Source organism: Pseudomonas ekonensis (assembly GCF_019145435.1).
Taxonomy (GTDB): Bacteria; Pseudomonadota; Gammaproteobacteria; order Pseudomonadales; family Pseudomonadaceae; genus Aquipseudomonas; species Aquipseudomonas ekonensis.
In genome coordinates this window covers 2,332,021-2,348,884 of the sequence record NZ_JAHSTS010000001.1, presented here as the reverse complement: position 1 = coordinate 2,348,884, position 16,864 = coordinate 2,332,021, and the positions used below count along the sequence as shown (strand labels likewise).

The 16,864-nt window shown below is 65.0% G+C and carries 14 protein-coding genes; 7 read left to right on the top strand and 7 right to left on the bottom strand.

The annotated features are described in order from the left end of the window. Positions 1–2 precede the first annotated feature (2 nt). Both efeB and efeO read left to right on the top strand, forming a co-directional pair. Positions 3–1,307, top strand: a complete 1,305-nt coding sequence (gene efeB / locus KVG96_RS10315) for an iron uptake transporter deferrochelatase/peroxidase subunit (RefSeq protein ID WP_217891936.1) — start codon at positions 3–5, stop codon at positions 1,305–1,307. Between the two features lie 19 nt (positions 1,308–1,326). After that, positions 1,327–2,151 carry an iron uptake system protein EfeO gene (gene efeO, locus KVG96_RS10310; protein WP_217891935.1) on the top strand — a complete coding sequence of 275 codons (825 nt, stop codon included), beginning with the start codon at positions 1,327–1,329 and terminating at the stop codon, positions 2,149–2,151. 168 nt (positions 2,152–2,319) lie between these two features. Here efeO and pssA read toward each other — a convergent pair whose 3' ends face one another. Next, the gene (gene pssA / locus KVG96_RS10305) at positions 2,320–3,663 is read right to left on the bottom strand and encodes a CDP-diacylglycerol--serine O-phosphatidyltransferase (protein WP_217891934.1); all 1,344 of its coding nucleotides are present in this window, start codon (positions 3,661–3,663) and stop codon (positions 2,320–2,322) included. A gap of 229 nt (positions 3,664–3,892) precedes the next feature. Between pssA and KVG96_RS10300 the strand changes: the two genes are divergently transcribed. The 4 genes from KVG96_RS10300 to KVG96_RS10285 all read left to right on the top strand — a co-directional run bounded on the left by KVG96_RS10300 (position 3,893) and on the right by KVG96_RS10285 (position 7,119). After that, entirely contained in the window at positions 3,893–4,459 is a 567-nt protein-coding gene (locus KVG96_RS10300; RefSeq protein ID WP_217891933.1) for a TetR/AcrR family transcriptional regulator, read from the top strand. A 52-nt stretch (positions 4,460–4,511) separates the two neighbouring features. Beyond that, positions 4,512–4,991 (top strand): nuclear transport factor 2 family protein, encoded by a 480-nt coding sequence (locus tag KVG96_RS10295; protein ID WP_085583109.1) that lies wholly within the window; start codon positions 4,512–4,514, stop codon positions 4,989–4,991. A gap of 133 nt (positions 4,992–5,124) precedes the next feature. Beyond that, entirely contained in the window at positions 5,125–5,736 is a 612-nt protein-coding gene (locus tag KVG96_RS10290; protein WP_217891932.1) for a Yip1 family protein, read from the top strand. 27 nt (positions 5,737–5,763) lie between these two features. Further along, positions 5,764–7,119 (top strand): cation:proton antiporter, encoded by a 1,356-nt coding sequence (locus tag KVG96_RS10285; protein ID WP_217891931.1) that lies wholly within the window; start codon positions 5,764–5,766, stop codon positions 7,117–7,119. Here the strand turns inward: KVG96_RS10285 and KVG96_RS10280 are convergent. From KVG96_RS10280 to KVG96_RS10265, 4 genes are all read right to left on the bottom strand, one after another. Then, on the bottom strand, positions 7,097–8,635 hold the full coding sequence (locus tag KVG96_RS10280) for a PAS domain-containing hybrid sensor histidine kinase/response regulator family protein (RefSeq protein WP_217891930.1): 1,539 nt from the start codon (positions 8,633–8,635) through the stop codon (positions 7,097–7,099). The two genes, KVG96_RS10285 and KVG96_RS10280, sit on opposite strands and share 23 nt — an antisense overlap. Before the next feature lie 90 nt (positions 8,636–8,725). Then, positions 8,726–9,634: a zeta toxin family protein gene (locus KVG96_RS10275; protein ID WP_217891929.1), complete on the bottom strand. Its 909-nt coding sequence runs from the start codon at positions 9,632–9,634 to the stop codon at positions 8,726–8,728. A 158-nt stretch (positions 9,635–9,792) separates the two neighbouring features. Next, the gene (locus tag KVG96_RS10270; protein ID WP_217891928.1) at positions 9,793–12,093 is read right to left on the bottom strand and encodes an ATP-dependent DNA helicase; all 2,301 of its coding nucleotides are present in this window, start codon (positions 12,091–12,093) and stop codon (positions 9,793–9,795) included. Continuing rightward, positions 12,090–13,742 (bottom strand): VRR-NUC domain-containing protein, encoded by a 1,653-nt coding sequence (locus tag KVG96_RS10265; protein ID WP_217891927.1) that lies wholly within the window; start codon positions 13,740–13,742, stop codon positions 12,090–12,092. Before KVG96_RS10265 ends, KVG96_RS10270 begins: the two co-directional genes overlap by 4 nt. 203 nt (positions 13,743–13,945) lie before the next feature. On the opposite strand from KVG96_RS10265, the gene KVG96_RS10260 reads away from it, so the two are divergent. Continuing rightward, positions 13,946–14,173 (top strand): YgdI/YgdR family lipoprotein, encoded by a 228-nt coding sequence (locus KVG96_RS10260; protein ID WP_085583123.1) that lies wholly within the window; start codon positions 13,946–13,948, stop codon positions 14,171–14,173. Positions 14,174–14,218: 45 nt separating this feature from the next. Here the strand turns inward: KVG96_RS10260 and KVG96_RS10255 are convergent, their stop codons facing one another. Continuing rightward, on the bottom strand, positions 14,219–14,602 hold the full coding sequence (locus KVG96_RS10255; protein WP_217891926.1) for a hypothetical protein: 384 nt from the start codon (positions 14,600–14,602) through the stop codon (positions 14,219–14,221). Positions 14,603–14,848: 246 nt separating this feature from the next. Beyond that, positions 14,849–16,702, bottom strand: coding sequence for a polyurethane esterase (locus KVG96_RS10250; RefSeq protein WP_217891925.1), 1,854 nt, complete (start codon positions 16,700–16,702; stop codon positions 14,849–14,851). Positions 16,703–16,864 lie beyond the last annotated feature (162 nt).

The window sequence follows — 16,864 nt, the reverse complement described above, 5'->3', positions numbered from 1 at the left end:
CGATGAACGATTCAGAAGACTTCAACCTGCAACGCCGCCGCCTCCTGATGGGGATGGGCGCCGCCGGCGTTGCGCTGGCCGGCTCCGCCCTGAGCTGCCCGGCGATGGCCGCAGCGGCCGAACCTGCGCAAGTGACCGAAGCGCCCAGCAGCGACAAGACCCAGGACCGTCACGACTTCCATGGCGTGCACCAGACCGGCATCGTCACCCCGCGTCCGGTCGCCGGCATGCTGGTGGCCTTCGACGTGCTGGCCACCGACCGTGACGACCTGGAGCGCCTGTTCCGCACCCTCAACGAGCGGATCGCGTTCCTGATGAAGGGCGGCCCGGTGGCCCAGGTCGACCCGAAACTGCCGCCGCCGGATTCCGGCATCCTGGGACCGGTGGTGACGCCGGACAACCTGACGATCACCGTCTCGGTGGGCGAATCGCTGTTCGACGAGCGTTTCGGCCTGGCCGCCGCCAAGCCCAAGCGGCTGGTGCGCATGGTCGGTTTCCCCAACGACGCCCTGGAAGCCGACTGCTGCCACGGCGACCTCAGCCTGCAGTTCTGCTCCAACACCGCCGACACCAACATCCACGCCCTGCGCGACATCGTGAAGAACCTGCCGGACCTGTTGCTGGTGCGCTGGAAGCAGGAAGGCAGCGTGCCGCCCCAGGCCCCGGCCAAACCCGGTACGCCGGCGCAGTCGGCCCGCAACTTCCTGGGGTTCCGCGACGGCTCGGCCAACCCGGACTCCACCGACGCGAGCGTCATGGACCGCGTCGTCTGGGTGCAGCCGGGCAGCGACGAACCGGCCTGGGCCGCCCACGGCAGCTATCAGGCGGTGCGGATCATCCGCAATTTCGTCGAGCGCTGGGACCGCACGCCGCTGCAGGAGCAGGAAAGCATCATCGGCCGGGTGAAGACCACCGGCGCCCCGATAGGCGCCCATCACGAGACCCAAGTGCCGGACTACGCCCAGGATCCCCACGGCAAGCTGACCAAGCTCGACGCCCACATCCGCCTGGCCAACCCGCGCACCGCCGCCACCCAGGCCAACCTGATCCTGCGCCGGCCGTTCAACTATTCCAACGGCGTGAACAAGAACGGCCAGCTCGACATGGGCCTGCTGTTCATCTGCTACCAGGCCGACCTGGAAAAAGGCTTCATCACCGTGCAGACCCGCCTCAACGGCGAGCCGCTGGAGGAATACCTCAAGCCGGTCGGCGGCGGTTATTTCTTCACCCTGCCGGGTGTCACGGGCGACAAGGACTTCATCGGTCGCTCGCTGCTCAACGCTACCCAACCCAAAACAACTGCATAAACACAGGAGCCGCCACCCCATGAAGAAAACGCCTCTCGCGTTACTGCTGACCTTAGGTCTGCTCAACACCCCGCTTTCGGCCTTCGCCGCCACCGCGCCGCTGGACCTGGTGGGCCCGGTGTCGGACTACAAAATCTACGTCACCGAACAACTGGATGAGCTGGCCAGCCACACCCAGCAGTTCACCGACGCCGTGAAGAAAGGCGACCTGGCCACCGCGCAGAAACTCTATGCGCCGACCCGGGTGTTCTACGAGTCCATCGAACCGATCGCCGAGCTGTTCAGCGATCTCGACGCCTCCATCGACTCCCGGGTGGACGACCACGAAAAAGGCGTGAAGGCCGAGGACTTCACCGGTTTCCACCGCATCGAGTATTCGCTGTTCTCCGAGAAGAGCACCGACGGCCTGGATGCCCTGGCGGACGGCCTGAACAAAGACGTCAAGGACCTGCAGGCCCGCGTCGCCGGCCTGACCTTCCCGCCGGAGAAAGTGGTGGGCGGCGCGGCGGCGCTGCTGGAGGAAGTGGCGGCGACGAAGATTTCCGGCGAGGAAGACCGCTACAGCCACACCGACCTGTACGACTTCCAGGGCAACATCGACGGCGCGAAGAAAATCGTCGACCTGTTCCGTCCGCAGATCGAGCAGCAGGACAAGGCGTTCGCGGCCAAGGTCGACAAGAACTTCGCCACCGTGGACAAGATCCTGGCCAAGTACCGCACCAAGGACGGCGGGTTCGAAACGTATGACAAGGTGAAGGAGAACGACCGCAAGGCGCTGGTGGGGCCGGTCAATACCCTGGCGGAAGACCTTTCCACGTTGCGTGGGAAGCTGGGGCTGAACTGAGTTTTTGCAGTGTTCTGAAGGGCCCGATCGCGGGCAAGCCCGCTCCCACATTGGATCTGCGTCGCACACAGATCCCTGTGGGAGCCAGCCTGCTGGCTCCCGCAAAGCATCCCCGCAGGCCGCAAGCCTCACCACAAAAGGCTGGGGTGAACAGGCCTTTGTGGAGCGCTACAGAATGCGGTACAGCAGCCGCTCCACCCTCACCCGGCTCACGCGCTTGAGGAACTTGGCCACCCCGGCCGGGTAGTCCGGCAAGGCTTCCAGGCTCTGGAAATGCGCGATCCGCGTGGTGTGGCGCATGATGTTGTCCAGCTCCTGCTGCCGCGGCTGCAGCCACTCCCCCTTCGGATCGTCGATCAGCAGCGCGTTTTCCAGATCCAGACGGAACGCCCGCGGGTTGAGGTTGTTGCCGGTCAGCAAGGTGCGGCGCTCGTCGATCCACATGCCCTTGAGGTGATAGCTGTTGTCGCCTTCGCGCCACAGGTGCAGGTTCAGCTGGCCGCTGTCGATCTGGCGCTGATGGCGCTTGGCGAACCGCCGCAGGCTGATCTCGTACAGGTACGGCAGCGCCGCAATCACCTTGAACGGCTCGCTCGGCGGGATGTAGAAGTCGTTGGCGGTCTTGTCGCCCACCACGATGTCGATCTTCACCCCGCGGGCCAGCGCCCGGTTGATCTCGCGGACCACCCCCAGCGGCAGGTTGAAGTACGGCGTGCAGATGGTCAGTTGCCGCTGGGCGCTGGCGATCAGCTCCAGGATCACCCGGTTCAGCGGATTGTTCTTGCCCACCCCCAACACCGGGCTGACCGACAGCCCGGTGCGTTCAGTGCTGCCGGCCGTGGTGTCGTAGGCCGCATGCTTGAGGCGGCTGCGCAGGTCGCCGATGTCGTTGCGCAGGCTGCGGGTGGTCGGCAGCTTCGGCAGGTCCAGGCGGTGCACGGCCTTCGACTCGATCAGGCCGTGCTTGACCAGATGGTGCATCGAATCCGCCAGTTCGCGGCTGTGCAGCAGGTGATAGCGGTCGAAACGGTACTTGTCGAACTTGTGCAGGTAGACGTTGTTCAGGCTCGCGCCGCTGTACACCACGCAATCGTCGATCACGAAACCCTTCAGGTGCAGCACGCCGAACAGCTCGCGGGTCTGCACCGGCACGCCGTAGATCGGCACCGTGCTCTGGCGGGTGCGGGTCATCTCCTGATACCACGCCGCGTTGCCCGGCTGCTTGCCGGCGCCGATCAGCCCGCGCTGGGCGCGCAGCCAGTCGACCACCACGGCGATCTCAAGCTCGGGGCGCTTGAGCTTGGCGGCATGCAAGGCATCGAGGATTTCCTGGCCGGCCTCATCGTGCTGCAGATAGAGCGCGACGATGTAGATGCGTCGGGTCGCCTGGGCGATCTTCTCCAGCAGGCAACGGCGGAACTCGGCAGCGCCGGACAGCACGGTCACGGCCTCGGCGGTCAGCGGAAAGCTGCGCAACTTGGGCAGCAGGGAGCGTTTGAAAAGCAACGGCATAGGGCTCGCTATGGGTCGAATCCGAAGAACCCGAGAGCTTACACCATCGGTTTGGCCGGGTCTTGTGAGTGTCTGTAAAGACCGCTTCGCGGGCAACCCCGAACCCGCAGCGCCGACACGAATCCTGTGGGAGCGGCGATGCGACGATTCCACTTGCCCGCGACAGCGATTTCGCTGACTTAAAAATATCTTCTTGACCAAGGAGAACGATCATTCTACTGTACGCCGCATGAACGAATTCAATAGCAACGACACGACCCGCGACATCATCCTGGATGTCACCGAAAAGTTGATCTACAAAAGTGGCATCGCCGCCACCGGCATGGATCTTCTGGTGAAGACCGCCGGTGTCTCCAGAAAAAGCGTCTACCGCTACTTCGCCAACAAGGAGGAGCTCACCGTCGCCGCCCTTCAACGCCGCGACGTGCGCTGGATGCACTGGTACAGGACCGCGGTGGATCAGGCCGAAACCCCGGCCGACCGCCTGCTCAACCTGTTCACCGTGCTCAAGGGCTGGTTCGCCTCGGAAGGTTTCCGGGGCTGCGCCTTCATCAACACCAGCGGCGAAACCGGCGACCCCGAGGACCCGGTGCGCCAGGTCGCCAAGGACCACAAACAGAAACTGCTCGACTACCTGCTCGAGCTGTGCACCGAACATGGCGCCGAGGATCCGCAACAGCTGGCCAGACAGTTGCTGATCCTGATCGACGGCGCCATTACCGTAGCGCTTGTGATGGGTGATCACAGTGCCGCCGATAATGCGCAATGCATGGCGCGGAAGTTATTGGACCTGTAACGCCGAAACAAGCCGACAAGTTGTTTAACTGTTAATTGATCGGGAGACACATATGTCTACTGCAGCCGAAGTTCGTCCGCCACTGCCGCCGTTCAACCGTGAATCGGCCATCGAGAAAGTTCGCCTGGCCGAGGATGGCTGGAACTCCCGCGACCCGGAACGCGTGTCGCTGGCCTACACCCTGGACACCCAATGGCGCAACCGCGCCGAATTCGCCCACAACCGCGCCGAAGCCAAGGCGTTCCTGACCCGCAAGTGGGCCAAGGAACTGGATTACCGCCTGATCAAGGAGCTCTGGGCGTTTTCCGATACCCGCATCGCCGTGCGCTACGCCTACGAATGGCACGACGACTCGGGCAACTGGTTCCGTTCCTACGGCAACGAGAACTGGGAGTTCGATGAGAACGGCCTGATGTTCAACCGCTACGCCTGCATCAACGACATGCCGATCAAGGAAAGCGAACGCAAGTTCCACTGGCCGTTGGGCCGGCGTCCGGATGACCATCCGGGCCTCTCGGAGCTGGGTCTGTAAGCCCGCGCAGCCTTGACGGCATGGCGCCCCGTCCCTGACGGGGCGTCCGCCGTCTAAAAAACTGAACCGCCGCACGGGGCGTCTCTCAATACTTTTATAGCCCTGCCCGGGCCGTGAAAGATCGGAGGTCGTCATGTCCGCGCCCATCATCAAGCTCTTCACCCAGCCCAACTTCGCCTGGAGCGACATCCGCCGCGAAGAAGAGGCCCATCCCCGGCATTACCTCGCCCACCTGCTGTTGCTGGCCCTGATACCCGCCGTCTGCCTGTTCATCGGCACCACGTCGGTCGGCTGGAGCCTGGCGGCAGGGGAAACAGTGTGGCTCAGCACCGCCAGCGCCCTGCAATTGAGCCTTCTGCTGTACCTCGCCACTGTCGGCGGCGTGGCGATCATGGGCGGTTTCATCCGCTGGATGTCGCGCACGTTCGACGCGCGGCCGACGCTCAACCAGTGCATCGGTTTTGCCGCGTACACCGTCACGCCGTTTTTCGTCGCCGGAATCGCCGGCCTGTACCCCAGCCGCTGGCTCGCCATTCTGGTGTTGGGCGCGGCCTCGGTGTACTCGACGTTCTTGCTGTTCGTCGGCTTGCCGACCTTCATGCACGAACGCAAGGAACAAGGCCTGCTCTACGCGGCCAGCGTCTGGGGCGTGGGCCTGCTGGTGCTGGTGACCCTTCTGGTGTCGATGATCCTGTTGTGGTTCAACGTGCTGACGCCGGAGTACCTGCGCGCGCCGCTCGGTTAGGTGCGGTCGGGGCGCCGGCCGCTCGCCGTGAGTTTCATCGATTGGGTCGCGGTGCTCGGCGCCGTGCTGCTGGCCCTCGCCCTGACCTCTTCGTACCTGCGCTGGCTGCCGGTGACGACGTCGGCAGTGTGCCTGTTGCTGGGCATCGCCATCGGCCCCGCCGGGCTCGGTCTGCTGAAGCTGTCGCTGGACGGCGCCTCTCTGTGGATGGAGCACCTGACCGAAGTCGCCGTGCTGTTCTCGTTGTTCATCTGCGGGCTGAAACTGCGCCTGCCCTTGCGAGACCGGAACTGGCGAATCGCCGCCGGACTGGCCGGGCCGGTGATGGTGCTGACCATCCTCGGCGTCTGCCTGCTGCTGCATTACGGCCTGGGGCTGGGCTGGGGCCCTGCGCTGCTGGTCGGCGCGATCCTGGCGCCCACCGACCCGGTGCTCGCCGCACTGGTTCAGGTCAACGACGCCCGCGACGTCGACAGCGTGCGCTTCGGCCTGTCGGGCGAAGCCGGGCTCAACGACGGCATTGCCTTTCCGTTCGTGCTGCTGGGCCTGGTGCTGCTGCCGGCAGGTGACTTGTCGCACAGGTGGGCCGACTGGGCCTTGCGCAGCCTGCTGTGGGCCGTGCCCGCCGGCCTGCTCAGCGGCTATTGGCTGGGGCGCGGCATCGGCCGGATCACCTTGTCGCTGCGCCTGCGCCACGACGACAGCACGGTCAGCCCCAACGATTACCTGGCCCTGGCCCTGATCGCCCTCGCCTATGTGGTGGCCGAATCCCTGGGCGGCTACGGCTTTCTCTCGGTGTTCGCCGCAGGTCTGGGCCTGCGCCAGGTGGAGGTGAGATCCACCGGGGCGGAACAGCCGCCGGCCGAACACCTGGTGCAACCGGTGGTGGGCCATCAGAACGTCGAACCGCAGCACGCGGTGCACGGCGACACCGAGCGCCTGGAGGACAGCCAGGTGGCCGCCGGCATCATGATGGGAGACATGCTGGCCTTTGGCAGCCTGGTGGAACGGGCGCTGGAAGTGTTCCTGCTGACCTTGCTCGGCGTGGTGCTGATGCCCCATTGGGACTGGCGCGCACTGGTGGTCGGTGGCGTGCTGTTCGGCCTGATCCGCCCGGCCTGCGTGGCGCTCTTGCCGTGGGGGTCGCTGTTGACGGGGCATCAACGCCTGCTGATCGGCTGGTTCGGCATCCGCGGCATCGGCAGCCTGTTCTACCTGTTCTATGCCCAGAACCACGGCTTGAACGATGCGTTGACGGCCCAGTGCACCGACCTGACCTTGTCGGTCGTGGCGCTGAGCATCCTGGTGCACGGCGTCAGCACCCAGCCGCTGCTGACCCGCTATGAGCGGCACAAACGGCCTACTTCATCGACCGGCCGATGATCTCCATCAGGTTGACCTGGGTGAAGGGTTTCGACAGACGCGGCAATTGCGCCGCGAACCCTTCCAGGCGCTCGGCATAGCCGGTGGCGAGGACGATCGGCAGGTCTGGGTTGAGCACCCGCACCGCGTGGGCCAGCTGTGCGCCGGTCATGTTCGGCATGGCCATGTCGGTGATCATCAGGTCGATGACTTCCCCCTGATCGAACAGCGCCAGCGCCTGCGCCCCGGACGTCACGCCGATCACCCGGTGGCCCAGGTCCTCCAGCAGCAGCGTCGTGCTGGTGAGCACCAGGCTGTCGTCGTCCACCACCAACACGCGCAGCCGCGTGACCGCCGGCGAATCCTCAGCGCAGGCCAGCGGCTTGCCGGCCACTGCGTCGTCGGCCACCGGCAACCAGAGCTCGGCGGTGGTGCCCTGCCCCTTTTCGCTCTTGAGCACGAACCGCCCGCCCAGTTGCTCGACGAGCCCGTGCACCATCGACAACCCCAACCCGGTTCCTTTGCCGAGCCCTTTGGTGGTGAAGAACGGATCCTTGGCCGACGCCAGCGTCGCATCGTCCATGCCTTCGCCGCTGTCGGCGAAACTCAGGCACACATACCGCCCGGCCATCACCGGGGCTTGAGCATGCTCCAGCACGACCTCCGGCCGCGTGCTGATGATCACGCTGCCGCCTTCCGGCATCGCGTCGCGGGCGTTGGTCGCCAGGTTCAGCACCGCCAGCTCCAGCTGGTTGACGTCGGCCATCACCGGATCAAGCCCCTGCGCAAAGCGGGTGTCGATCCGGATCCCCGGCCCAAGGGAGCTGCGCAACAGGCCGGTGATGCCCTGGATCAGCGCGGCCACGTCCACAGGTTCGGTCTTGAGTTCCTGGCGGCGGGCGAAGGCCAGCATGCGTTGGGTCAGGGATACGCCGCGCAACACGCCCTCGGTGGCGTTCTCCAGCAGGCGGCTGACCTTCGGATCATCCCCCACCCGTTTGCGCACGATCTCCAGGTTGCCGAGGATCACCGTCAGCAGGTTGTTGAAGTCGTGGGCGATACCGCCGGTGAGTTGGCCGATGGCTTGCATCTTCTGCGCCTGGAACAGCGCTTCGCGGGTTTTCTCCAGGGCCTCCTGGGCTTTCTTGCGGTCGGTCAGGTCGCGGGTGATCTTGGCGAACCCGAGCAACTGCCCCCCGGGGCTGAAGATCGGGTCGATCACCACATGGCACCAGAACTGCGTGCCGTCCTTGCGCACGCGCCACCCTTCGCCCTCGAACCGCCCCTCGCGGATGGCGGTGTCGAGCGCGCGCTGCGGCAACCCGGCGGCGCGGTCGCGCTCGGTGTAGAACCGCGAGAAGTGCTCACCGAGGATCTCCGCCTTCTCGTACCCCTTGAAGCGCTTGGCCCCGGAGTTCCAGCTGGTGATGACGCCGTGGGGGTCGATCATGTAGATCGCATAGTCGACCACCGCATCGATCAACAGGCGAAAACGCGTTTCCTCACTGATCGAATTCTTGCTGAAATTTTCGCTCATCGGCTCACACACCCGTCGTGACTCTCTGGAGTATGCGTCAAACCGCGGGATTGAGTAGCGGTCCGTGCGGTTCGACGCCCCCGAATGCGGTCAGCGGTAGACGTGCTTCACGATTCGGGCGTGGAGTGCGTTGTAGACAAACGTCGGCACCTGGTCCACATGCCCGGCCGTCTTGCTCAGGGCCAGGTGGCATTCCCTGATCATTTCGTCACGTTCGGCCGGCGTGTTGACCGTATTGCCGCTGACCTGCTCATAGTCGCTGTAGCGGTAGGGTTCGAGCGTGGAGGTCTCCGTGAGTTTTTTCGACTCATCCAGACGGTAGGTGCTTTGCCGGCGCAGCACACGGTCATTGAGGGCGCCCAGGCCCCGTTCGTACAGGTGGATCTGCGATCCGTCGACCGTTTTGGCCGCGTTTTCCAGGGCAAAGAGCACTGCGTGGGAATTGCCCAGGCTCGAACGCAGGTCCGACGGCCGCACGAACCGCTCCAGCTCCTGCTTTTCAAGGCTCCTGAATGCCCGCTTGCCCCCCGAGATGAACGCGAACGGCAGGCTGCAGGCGACGATGTGCGCTTCGATCCGGTAGCCAGCGCCCGCAGCGAGGGCCGGCAGATTCGCAAGGTCGATGTCGTCGAAGGCGCACTCCACGATCATGGAATACCGGCCCGTGAAGGGCTCTTCGAACAGCTTCGCGCAGACTTCGCGCACGAACGACTCCGTGTGTTCGTACGCGTGCAGCACGCCCTTGCGGAGCATGGTGTCGTATTGCGGATGCTTCTTTCGAAAGTCCGGGGAGTACAGCCGGATGTAGTTCCCGTACTGGCCCGACGGCAGCAGCGTCTTTTCCAGCAAGTAGGTCTTGCCGGAGCCTTGCAGTCCGGCGGTGATCAGCAACTGCGGGACTTCGCTGGCCTCTTTGCCGGCGAACAACCCTTCACGGATGTCGGTAAAGGCCGCAGTGACGTCAGCGGCGGTGTAGGCATAGGTCGTAAGCTCGGACATGGCATTGATTTCCTTATCAAGGTTCTGTCGTGGGTGACGGCACCGATGAAGCCTGATGTCCGCGACATTTTCAAAGCCGAAAGATTTACCGGATATCTCTTTGATTTTATTGATGAAAAATCCAACACGCCCGCTTCCATAGCACACGGATTGGAGGGTCAACGACCTACAGGCTCAAGGGCTTTTTCAGGCTCGTCCTCAAAGGCGCCGAGCGCCCACCACTGCGGCAGCAATTGCCGGATCCGGGGCTCGGCGAACCGGTCGTCGATCAGCGTCACCACGCCGCGGTCCTCTTGGGTGCGGATTACCCGCCCGGCGGCCTGCACCACCTTCTGCACACCGGGAAACAGGTAGACGTAGTCATGGCCGGCGCCGAACACCGCCGCCATGCGCCGTTTCATCTGCTCGTTCACCGGGTTGAGCTGCGGCAGGCCCAGGGTGGCGATGAAGGCGCCGATCAAGCGGGCGCCGGGCAAGTCGATGCCTTCGCCGAATGCGCCGCCCAGCACGGCAAACCCGATACCTTGGCCGTCAGCCGTGAAACGGTCGAGAAACGCCTGGCGCCGCTCTTCTGTCATGCCCCGCGACTGCTGCCATTGAGGGATGTGCGGATGTCGCTCGGCCAAGAGCTGCGCCACCTGCTGCAAGTAATCGAAACTGCTGAAGAACGCCAGGTAGTTGCCCGGACGCTCGCCGAACTGGCGGGCGATCAGTTCGGCGATCGGCGCCAGGGACGCCTGACGGTGGCTGAACCGCGTGGAGATCCGGCTCTCGATCCGCACCTGCAACTGCTCGGCGCAGAACGGCGATTCGACATCGATCGACACGGTGTCGGCCGGGGTGCCGAGCAGGTCGGCGTAGAACCGGCGCGGAGCGAGCGTCGCGGAAAACAGCACGGCACCGCGGGCAGCGCACAGGCGCGGGCCGATGAAGGCCGCAGGCACCACGTTGCGCAGGCACAGCTGTGAGCGCGGGCGCTTGCGGTCGAGGTCGCGTTTGCTGATGTCGAACAGGTAACGGTCGTCGAACAGCTCCGCCACCCGGCCGAACTGGAGCATCTCGAAGTAGAAGTTCTGCAGGCCGCTGTCGAGCCCCTGCGGATGATCGTTGAGGTAGTCGCCGATGCTCGCGCAGCACAGGGAAACGGCCTGGAGCAGCTTTTCCCCCACCTTGTCGTAGGCCTGATACGGCGCCACCTGCCCGCTGTGCAAGGCGTTCCATTCGCGGTTGACCCGCTGCAGCGGCTTTTTCAGGGCCTCGGGCGCGGTCTTGCGCACGCTGTCCAGTGTCGCCTGGTCAAGGCTTGCGCTGTACATCTGCCGCCCGCGCTCGACCAGGTTGTGCGCCTCGTCCACCAGCACGGCGACCTTCCACTGATTGAGCTGGGCCAGGCCGAACAGCAGCGCGCTGAAATCGAAGTAGTAGTTGTAGTCGGCGACGACCACGTCAGCCCAACGTGCCATTTCCTGGCTCAGGTAGTACGGACAGACCGCATGTCGCCGGGCGATGTCGCGGATCGCCGCCTGATCCAGCAGGCGCACCTGGCTGGCCGCCTGTCGCGCGACCGGCAATCGGTCGTAGAAGCCTTCGGCCAAAGGGCAGGACTCGCCGTGGCAGGCCTTGTCCGGATGCTCGCAGGCCTTGTCCCGGGCGACCATTTCCAGCACCCGCAACGGCAGGGCTTCGTTGCGCTCGAACAGCACGTGCGCGGCGTCCAGGGCCAGTTGCCGCCCCGGCGTCTTGGCGGTGAGGAAGTACACCTTGTCCAGTTGCTGCGGCGCCAACGCCTTGAGCATCGGAAACAGGGTGCCGAGGGTCTTGCCGATGCCGGTGGGCGCCTGGGCCATCAGGCAGCGGCCGGTGCTGACGGCCTTGAACACCGATTCGGCCAGGTGCCGCTGCCCCGGCCGGAAACCGGCGTGGGGAAAGCCGAGCCGCTGCGCGCCGAGGTCGCGGGCCTGGCGGTGGGCCAGTTCCTGTTCGGCCCATTGCAGGAACAACCCGCATTGCCGCTCGAAGAACCGTTGCAGTTCGTCGGCGCTGAAGGCCTCTACCAGGCAGGTTTCCTTCTCGCTGACGATGTCGAAGTACACCAGCGCCACGTTGATCTGCGAGAGCCCGAGCCTGCGGCACATGAGCCAGCCGTAGACCTTGGCCTGGGCCCAATGCAGCCGGCGGTGGTTGGGCGGCTGCCTGGCCAGGTCGCCCCGGAAGGTCTTGACCTCTTCGAGGCAGTTCTGCGCCGGGTCGTAGCCGTCCGCCCTGCCCCTGACCTTCAGGTGGCGGAACTCGCCTTCCAGCGCCACTTCGCTCTGATAGGCGTCGTTGCGTCGGGACGCGACGGTGCGGTGGCCGGCGATGCCCTCCTGCGCCGTCGGCGACGGTGTGAAACGCAGGTCGAGGTCGCCGCACTTGGCGGTGAACTCGCACAGCGCCCGCACCGCGATGCTGTAGCTCACAGGCCCGGCTCCTGCCACTGCACATAGCAGACCGCCACGGGCATGCGGTGCAGGTCGCAGAACTCCAGCCAGCGCAGTTGGTTGTCTTGCAGACGGTCGCCGGGGCCTTTGACTTCGATCATCCGGTAGGTCTGTTGCCCGGGCCAGAACTGGATCAGGTCAGGCATGCCGGCGCGGTTGGCCTTGATGTCCAGCAGCAGGCGGTCGAACCAGTGCCGCAGGTGCTCGGCGGGCAGACAGGCCAGTGCCTGCTCCAGCAACTCTTCGGTCAGCGCGCCCCAGAACACGAACGGCGACTGCAGGCCCCACTTGGCGACGAAGCGGGTGCGGATCGTGTCGATGTAGCGGCCGTCGTCGAGTTCGGCCAGGCAGGCCCGGAACAGCTCGGCGCGGCGCGGCTGGAAATCCTCATGGTGCAGGTCCGCCGGGCCGCGCTGGAACGGGTGGAAGAACGCCCCCGGCAGCGGCGCGAAGATCGCCGGCCAGCACAGCAGGCCGAACAGCGAATTGATCAGGCTGTTTTCCACGTAGTGCACCGGGCCTTCGTCTTCATGCAGGTGCAGCTGGACGCACTGCTCGACCGACAGCGCCGGATCCAGGCGCGGCAGGTGCAGGTCCAGGCGCTCCACAGGCCTGGCCGCCGCACGCTTGACCGGCGGGCCGCCCAGTTTGCGCCGCAGCCTCGGCAGCACCCTTTGCAGGCCCTGCGCTTCGGCGGCGCTTTCCGGCGACTGCCCGGCGAGGTCGCCCGCCTCCAGCGCCAGGCCGTATTCCCCGCAGCGCTCCAGCACCCGGATCATCCGCAGCCGCGCACCGGGGTAGGCGCAGTCGCGGTAGATGCCCAATGCCTGGGCGAACTCGCCGAGGCGTTCGCAATGCTGGGCGATCTGGAACAGCAGCTTGCCGCGCCGGCGTTGCAGCCACGGGTTGTCGAACGCCAGCGCGGCGAGCTCCCCGACGATCGCCTGCAGCGGCTCGCCGCGCTCGAAACGCTGCTGGCAGGCGTGCAGGAACAGGCAGGCATCGACGTCCGCCCGGCTGCGCAGGCTGCGGGAGTCGGCGTCGAGCTCGACCTTCTCGTAGGCGTAGATGCCAAGGTCGGCGAGCACGAACTCCGACCAGTCCTGATGCAGGTTGCCGAAGAACATCAGGCGCAGGCGGTCGCACAACCCCATCACCGTCAGGCTGAACAGGCGCTCGTCCAGCTCGGGGCACCAGCCGCGCAACGGGCGCGATTCGGCAAAGCGTTCGTCCAGCGCCGCCAGCCACTCGGCTTTCTTGCCTTTGGGCCGGTCGATGAAAGGACCGAAGGCGTCCAGGATTTCATCCTTGAGCAGCACGTCGAACAGCTCGGCCATCGACAGCGGCGCGCATTCGTCGAGCCAGCCCCGCTCCAGCAGCGCCTGCGCCGCCTCGCCGATGTCGCCGATCTCCGCGTAGCCGAGCTTGCCCGCCCGGAAATGCACGCCCTTGCGCATGACCAACCGCACCAGCAGGCCCTGGGAGGCCTGGGGCAACGCCTTGAAGCCGCGGATGAACGCGTGCTCGGTCTCGTCCATCACATCGGCATAGCGAAGCTCAAGCCAATCAAGCACTTGCCGAAAATTGTTAAGGTAATAGAACGGATCGTCGAGGGGATTGGCTGTCACGGTGATGTCGGGGCCGTCGCGTACGGATACTGGTTATGCGTACAGATACCAGCTCAGGCAAGCCTGGCGCAAACGAAAAAGGATCAATGGCCTGCGCCGACGGGATTTTTTCGCCAGTCCATCGAACTTTTCCGCACCCGATGGCACCAACCGCGTAAGAAGGCCGACAACGGCCGGACCGAATGAATCGAGGACATGAAACGATGGGAATCAAAACCAAACTGCTGGGCGCCTCACTGGCGGCGGCCCTGCTGGCGCTGGCCGGCTGCTCGACCCCGACCGTGGTGACGCTGCAGAACGGCACCCAGTACCTGACCAAGGACATGCCGGAGACCAAGACCAAGGACGGTTTCTATGAGTTCGAGGACATTTCCGGCGCCAAGATCAAAGTGCGCGGCGATGAAGTGGCCACCGTGCGCAAGCAGGACTGAGCGGCCCGCAAGGAGCTGCCGGGCGGCAGCTCCCGGGCATTGCCCTCAATACGGCGACGGCGGCGCCATCCCCGGAAGGCTGTTGTCGCAACGGATGTATTGGCCGCCGCGCCGGGCCACTTCGGCCTGCATGCGCTGGCAGCGTTCGAGGTCCTGACGGGCCATGTTGTCGATGCTGAGGTTGCCGGTGGTCTCTTGCGGTGGCTTGCCGTCGCCCAGGCGCACGGTCACCAAAGGCTGCTCCGGCTGGAGCTGAAAACGGCTTTTCTCTTCGACGGGTTCGGCGGGCTCGTTCTTGGACGGTGCCGGCAACTCATCGGTGCTGACCCCGTAACGGCTCAGAATCGAGCTGTGAGGCAGATCGGCCCAGGCCTGGGCCGTCATCAGCGCCATGCCCGCAACGACGACATACCCCTTGAAACGTTTCACGTTTGAATCTCCTGTACTCAATGGCGGCCACTAAATGACGACTGCGCGTGCGCAGGGTTTAGTGCCGCGTTCCTGTTGATGCAGGGGTTTGAGTCAGGAAATGGCCGACGGGTCACTTCCAATGTGCCAGTGCTGGCACTTGTGGCGAGGGCGCTTGCTCCCGCTGGGGCGCGCTGCGGCCCGCTCGATAAGGACTGCTTTGCAGTCCAGCGCGAGCAGGCGCCCTCACCACAGGGCTTTCGGCTATCAGGCCATGACGATGCTGTCAGCGCTGAGGCCGCTCAGCGACACCCCCACCAGCGTCACCGTATCGGCGCCGAACTTCAGCACGGTGTCCTGCCCCACTGCGGTGGCATGAGCGCGGAAATCCTCGTTGGGCAGCACACCCTGAACGCCGAGGAACACCAGCTTGTCGTTGCCCGTGAAGCCCACCACCCGGTCCTGGCCGAACGCGCCGTTGAACAGGAACGTGTCCGCCCCGCCCCCCGACTCCATCAGGTCGTTGCCGGCGCCGCCGACGAACACGTCGTTGCCCGCCCCGCCGATCAGGTGGTCGTTGCCGTCAAGGCCGAACAGCCAACTGCCGCCCGCGCCCGCCTTGAGCGTATCGGCGCCTGCGCCGCCCTTCACGCTCGACGCGTATTGCGTGACGTTGCCGCCCACCTTCAGGCCGTCGGCGGTCACGGTGTGGGTGACGTCATCCTTGAACAGGCCCCAGAGGAACCCCGGCTCCTTGGTGACGATGCTGCCGATGTCGCGGGTGATGCTGATGCCGCCGTTGGCGTCGCGTACGTACAGGTTGCCGGCGCCGTCGTTGGCGAAGGTGAACTTGTTCACCGACTGCTGCAGGTCGAGGGTGTTGTTGCCCGCGCCGCCGAGCAGGATGTTGTAGCCGCCGCTGTCGCGGAAGGTGTCGTTGCCGGCACGGCCTTCCAGGTAGTCGTTGCCGCTGCCGCCCTGGATCAGGTCATTGCCGTCGCTGCCGATGATGAAGGTGCTGCCCTTGTGGGTTTCGGCGTTGCGGTTCAGGTCCTGCACCCAGGTGTTGGCCCGCGCCGGATCCGACAGGTTGGCGACGATGATCGTCGAGTCCTTGCTGGTCAGGTCGTAGAACTTCGATTCGATGATGCGGTTCATGCCGTCGCCGTAGGCGGTGGGCAGGTGCGAGATCCAGGTCGGGATGTTGGCGATCGAGTACGGCAACAGGTTCCACGCGGTCGAGGCGTAGTGGTCGTTGAAGCTGACGATGTTGTCGGTGGCCGACTCCTTCGGCGCATCGTGCACGCCCAGGGTGGCGCCGGTGAAGGACGAGCCGTCCAGCGCACGGAACACCGGGTCGTTCTCGTAGCCGATGTTGAGCACCTTGTCGGTGCTGCTCTGGGTCGGCGAGGCGTAGGCGATGTAGTTGGAGTCCTTGAAGAACCCGCCCCACTTGTCGCCGCTCAGATCCGCCAGGCTGTTGACCGCCAGCCCGCCCAGGCTGTGGCCGCTGACCAGCACGTCCTTGCCGGTCAAGCCGTTGGCCTTGGCGAACGCCACCACATCGGCGAGCAGATCGTTGAACGCATTGCCGACGTAGTTCTTCGCATAGTCCTTGGGCCCGAACGCCGCCATCAGGTCGTTGATCACGTCGCCGATGGAGTCGCGCAGGAGGATTTCCCGCGGACCGCTGGTGCCACGGAAGGCGATGCCGATTTCCGTGAGGTGGCCCTGGGCGTCGTATTTGCCGAGGATCTCCACCTGGGCGCTGGTGTAGCCGGCCTTTTCGCCGAAGAAGGTTCCCCGGGCGTCGGTCTTGCCGTCGTAGCCCAACTGCGAGGCGGTGATGGGGGTCCAGCCGGCCTTCTTCACCGCGTCGAGCGCGGCCTTTTCCGAATCCGGGTTCCAGGGGATGCCGGGAATCACCCCTTGCGAATCGGTGCCGCCGATCAACGCCTTGATCAGCGTCAGCGGCAGGCCGATGCCGAAACCGTTCTGCTGGTAACCCACGGCGAAGCCGTTGTCGAGGTTATGGTAGGAGTACAGCGTAATGGCCATGGCGTCGCTGAACAGCGCCTTGGATTCCGCCGTACTGAAGTTCTTGTAGTCATACACACCCATTGCTGTTGCCTCTCTTTTTTTGGAATTGTCAGAGATAGCCCACAACCAAGGCGCCCCACGGGGACGCCCCGGAGCATTTCACTACGTTTTGCACTGCTCTCATGCGGGAGATGCGGCGGCTTTGCGGCCGCCATCGCCAGCAGGGCCGGCTCCCACAGAGTC

Excerpts from the sequence above, each read along its gene's own strand:
- KVG96_RS10250 (WP_217891925.1), bottom strand. The coding sequence starts at position 16,702 with ATGGGTGTGTATGACTACAAGAACTTCAGTACGGCGGAATCCAAGGCG.
- KVG96_RS10260 (WP_085583123.1), top strand. The coding sequence starts at position 13,946 with ATGGGAATCAAAACCAAACTGCTGGGCGCCTCACTGGCGGCGGCCCTG.
- KVG96_RS10300 (WP_217891933.1), top strand. The coding sequence starts at position 3,893 with ATGAACGAATTCAATAGCAACGACACGACCCGCGACATCATCCTGGAT.
- pssA (WP_217891934.1), bottom strand. The coding sequence starts at position 3,663 with ATGCCGTTGCTTTTCAAACGCTCCCTGCTGCCCAAGTTGCGCAGCTTT.
- efeO (WP_217891935.1), top strand. The coding sequence starts at position 1,327 with ATGAAGAAAACGCCTCTCGCGTTACTGCTGACCTTAGGTCTGCTCAAC.
- efeB (WP_217891936.1), top strand. The coding sequence starts at position 3 with ATGAACGATTCAGAAGACTTCAACCTGCAACGCCGCCGCCTCCTGATG.
- KVG96_RS10295 (WP_085583109.1), top strand. The coding sequence starts at position 4,512 with ATGTCTACTGCAGCCGAAGTTCGTCCGCCACTGCCGCCGTTCAACCGT.
- KVG96_RS10275 (WP_217891929.1), bottom strand. The coding sequence starts at position 9,634 with ATGTCCGAGCTTACGACCTATGCCTACACCGCCGCTGACGTCACTGCG.
- KVG96_RS10280 (WP_217891930.1), bottom strand. The coding sequence starts at position 8,635 with ATGAGCGAAAATTTCAGCAAGAATTCGATCAGTGAGGAAACGCGTTTT.
- KVG96_RS10290 (WP_217891932.1), top strand. The coding sequence starts at position 5,125 with ATGTCCGCGCCCATCATCAAGCTCTTCACCCAGCCCAACTTCGCCTGG.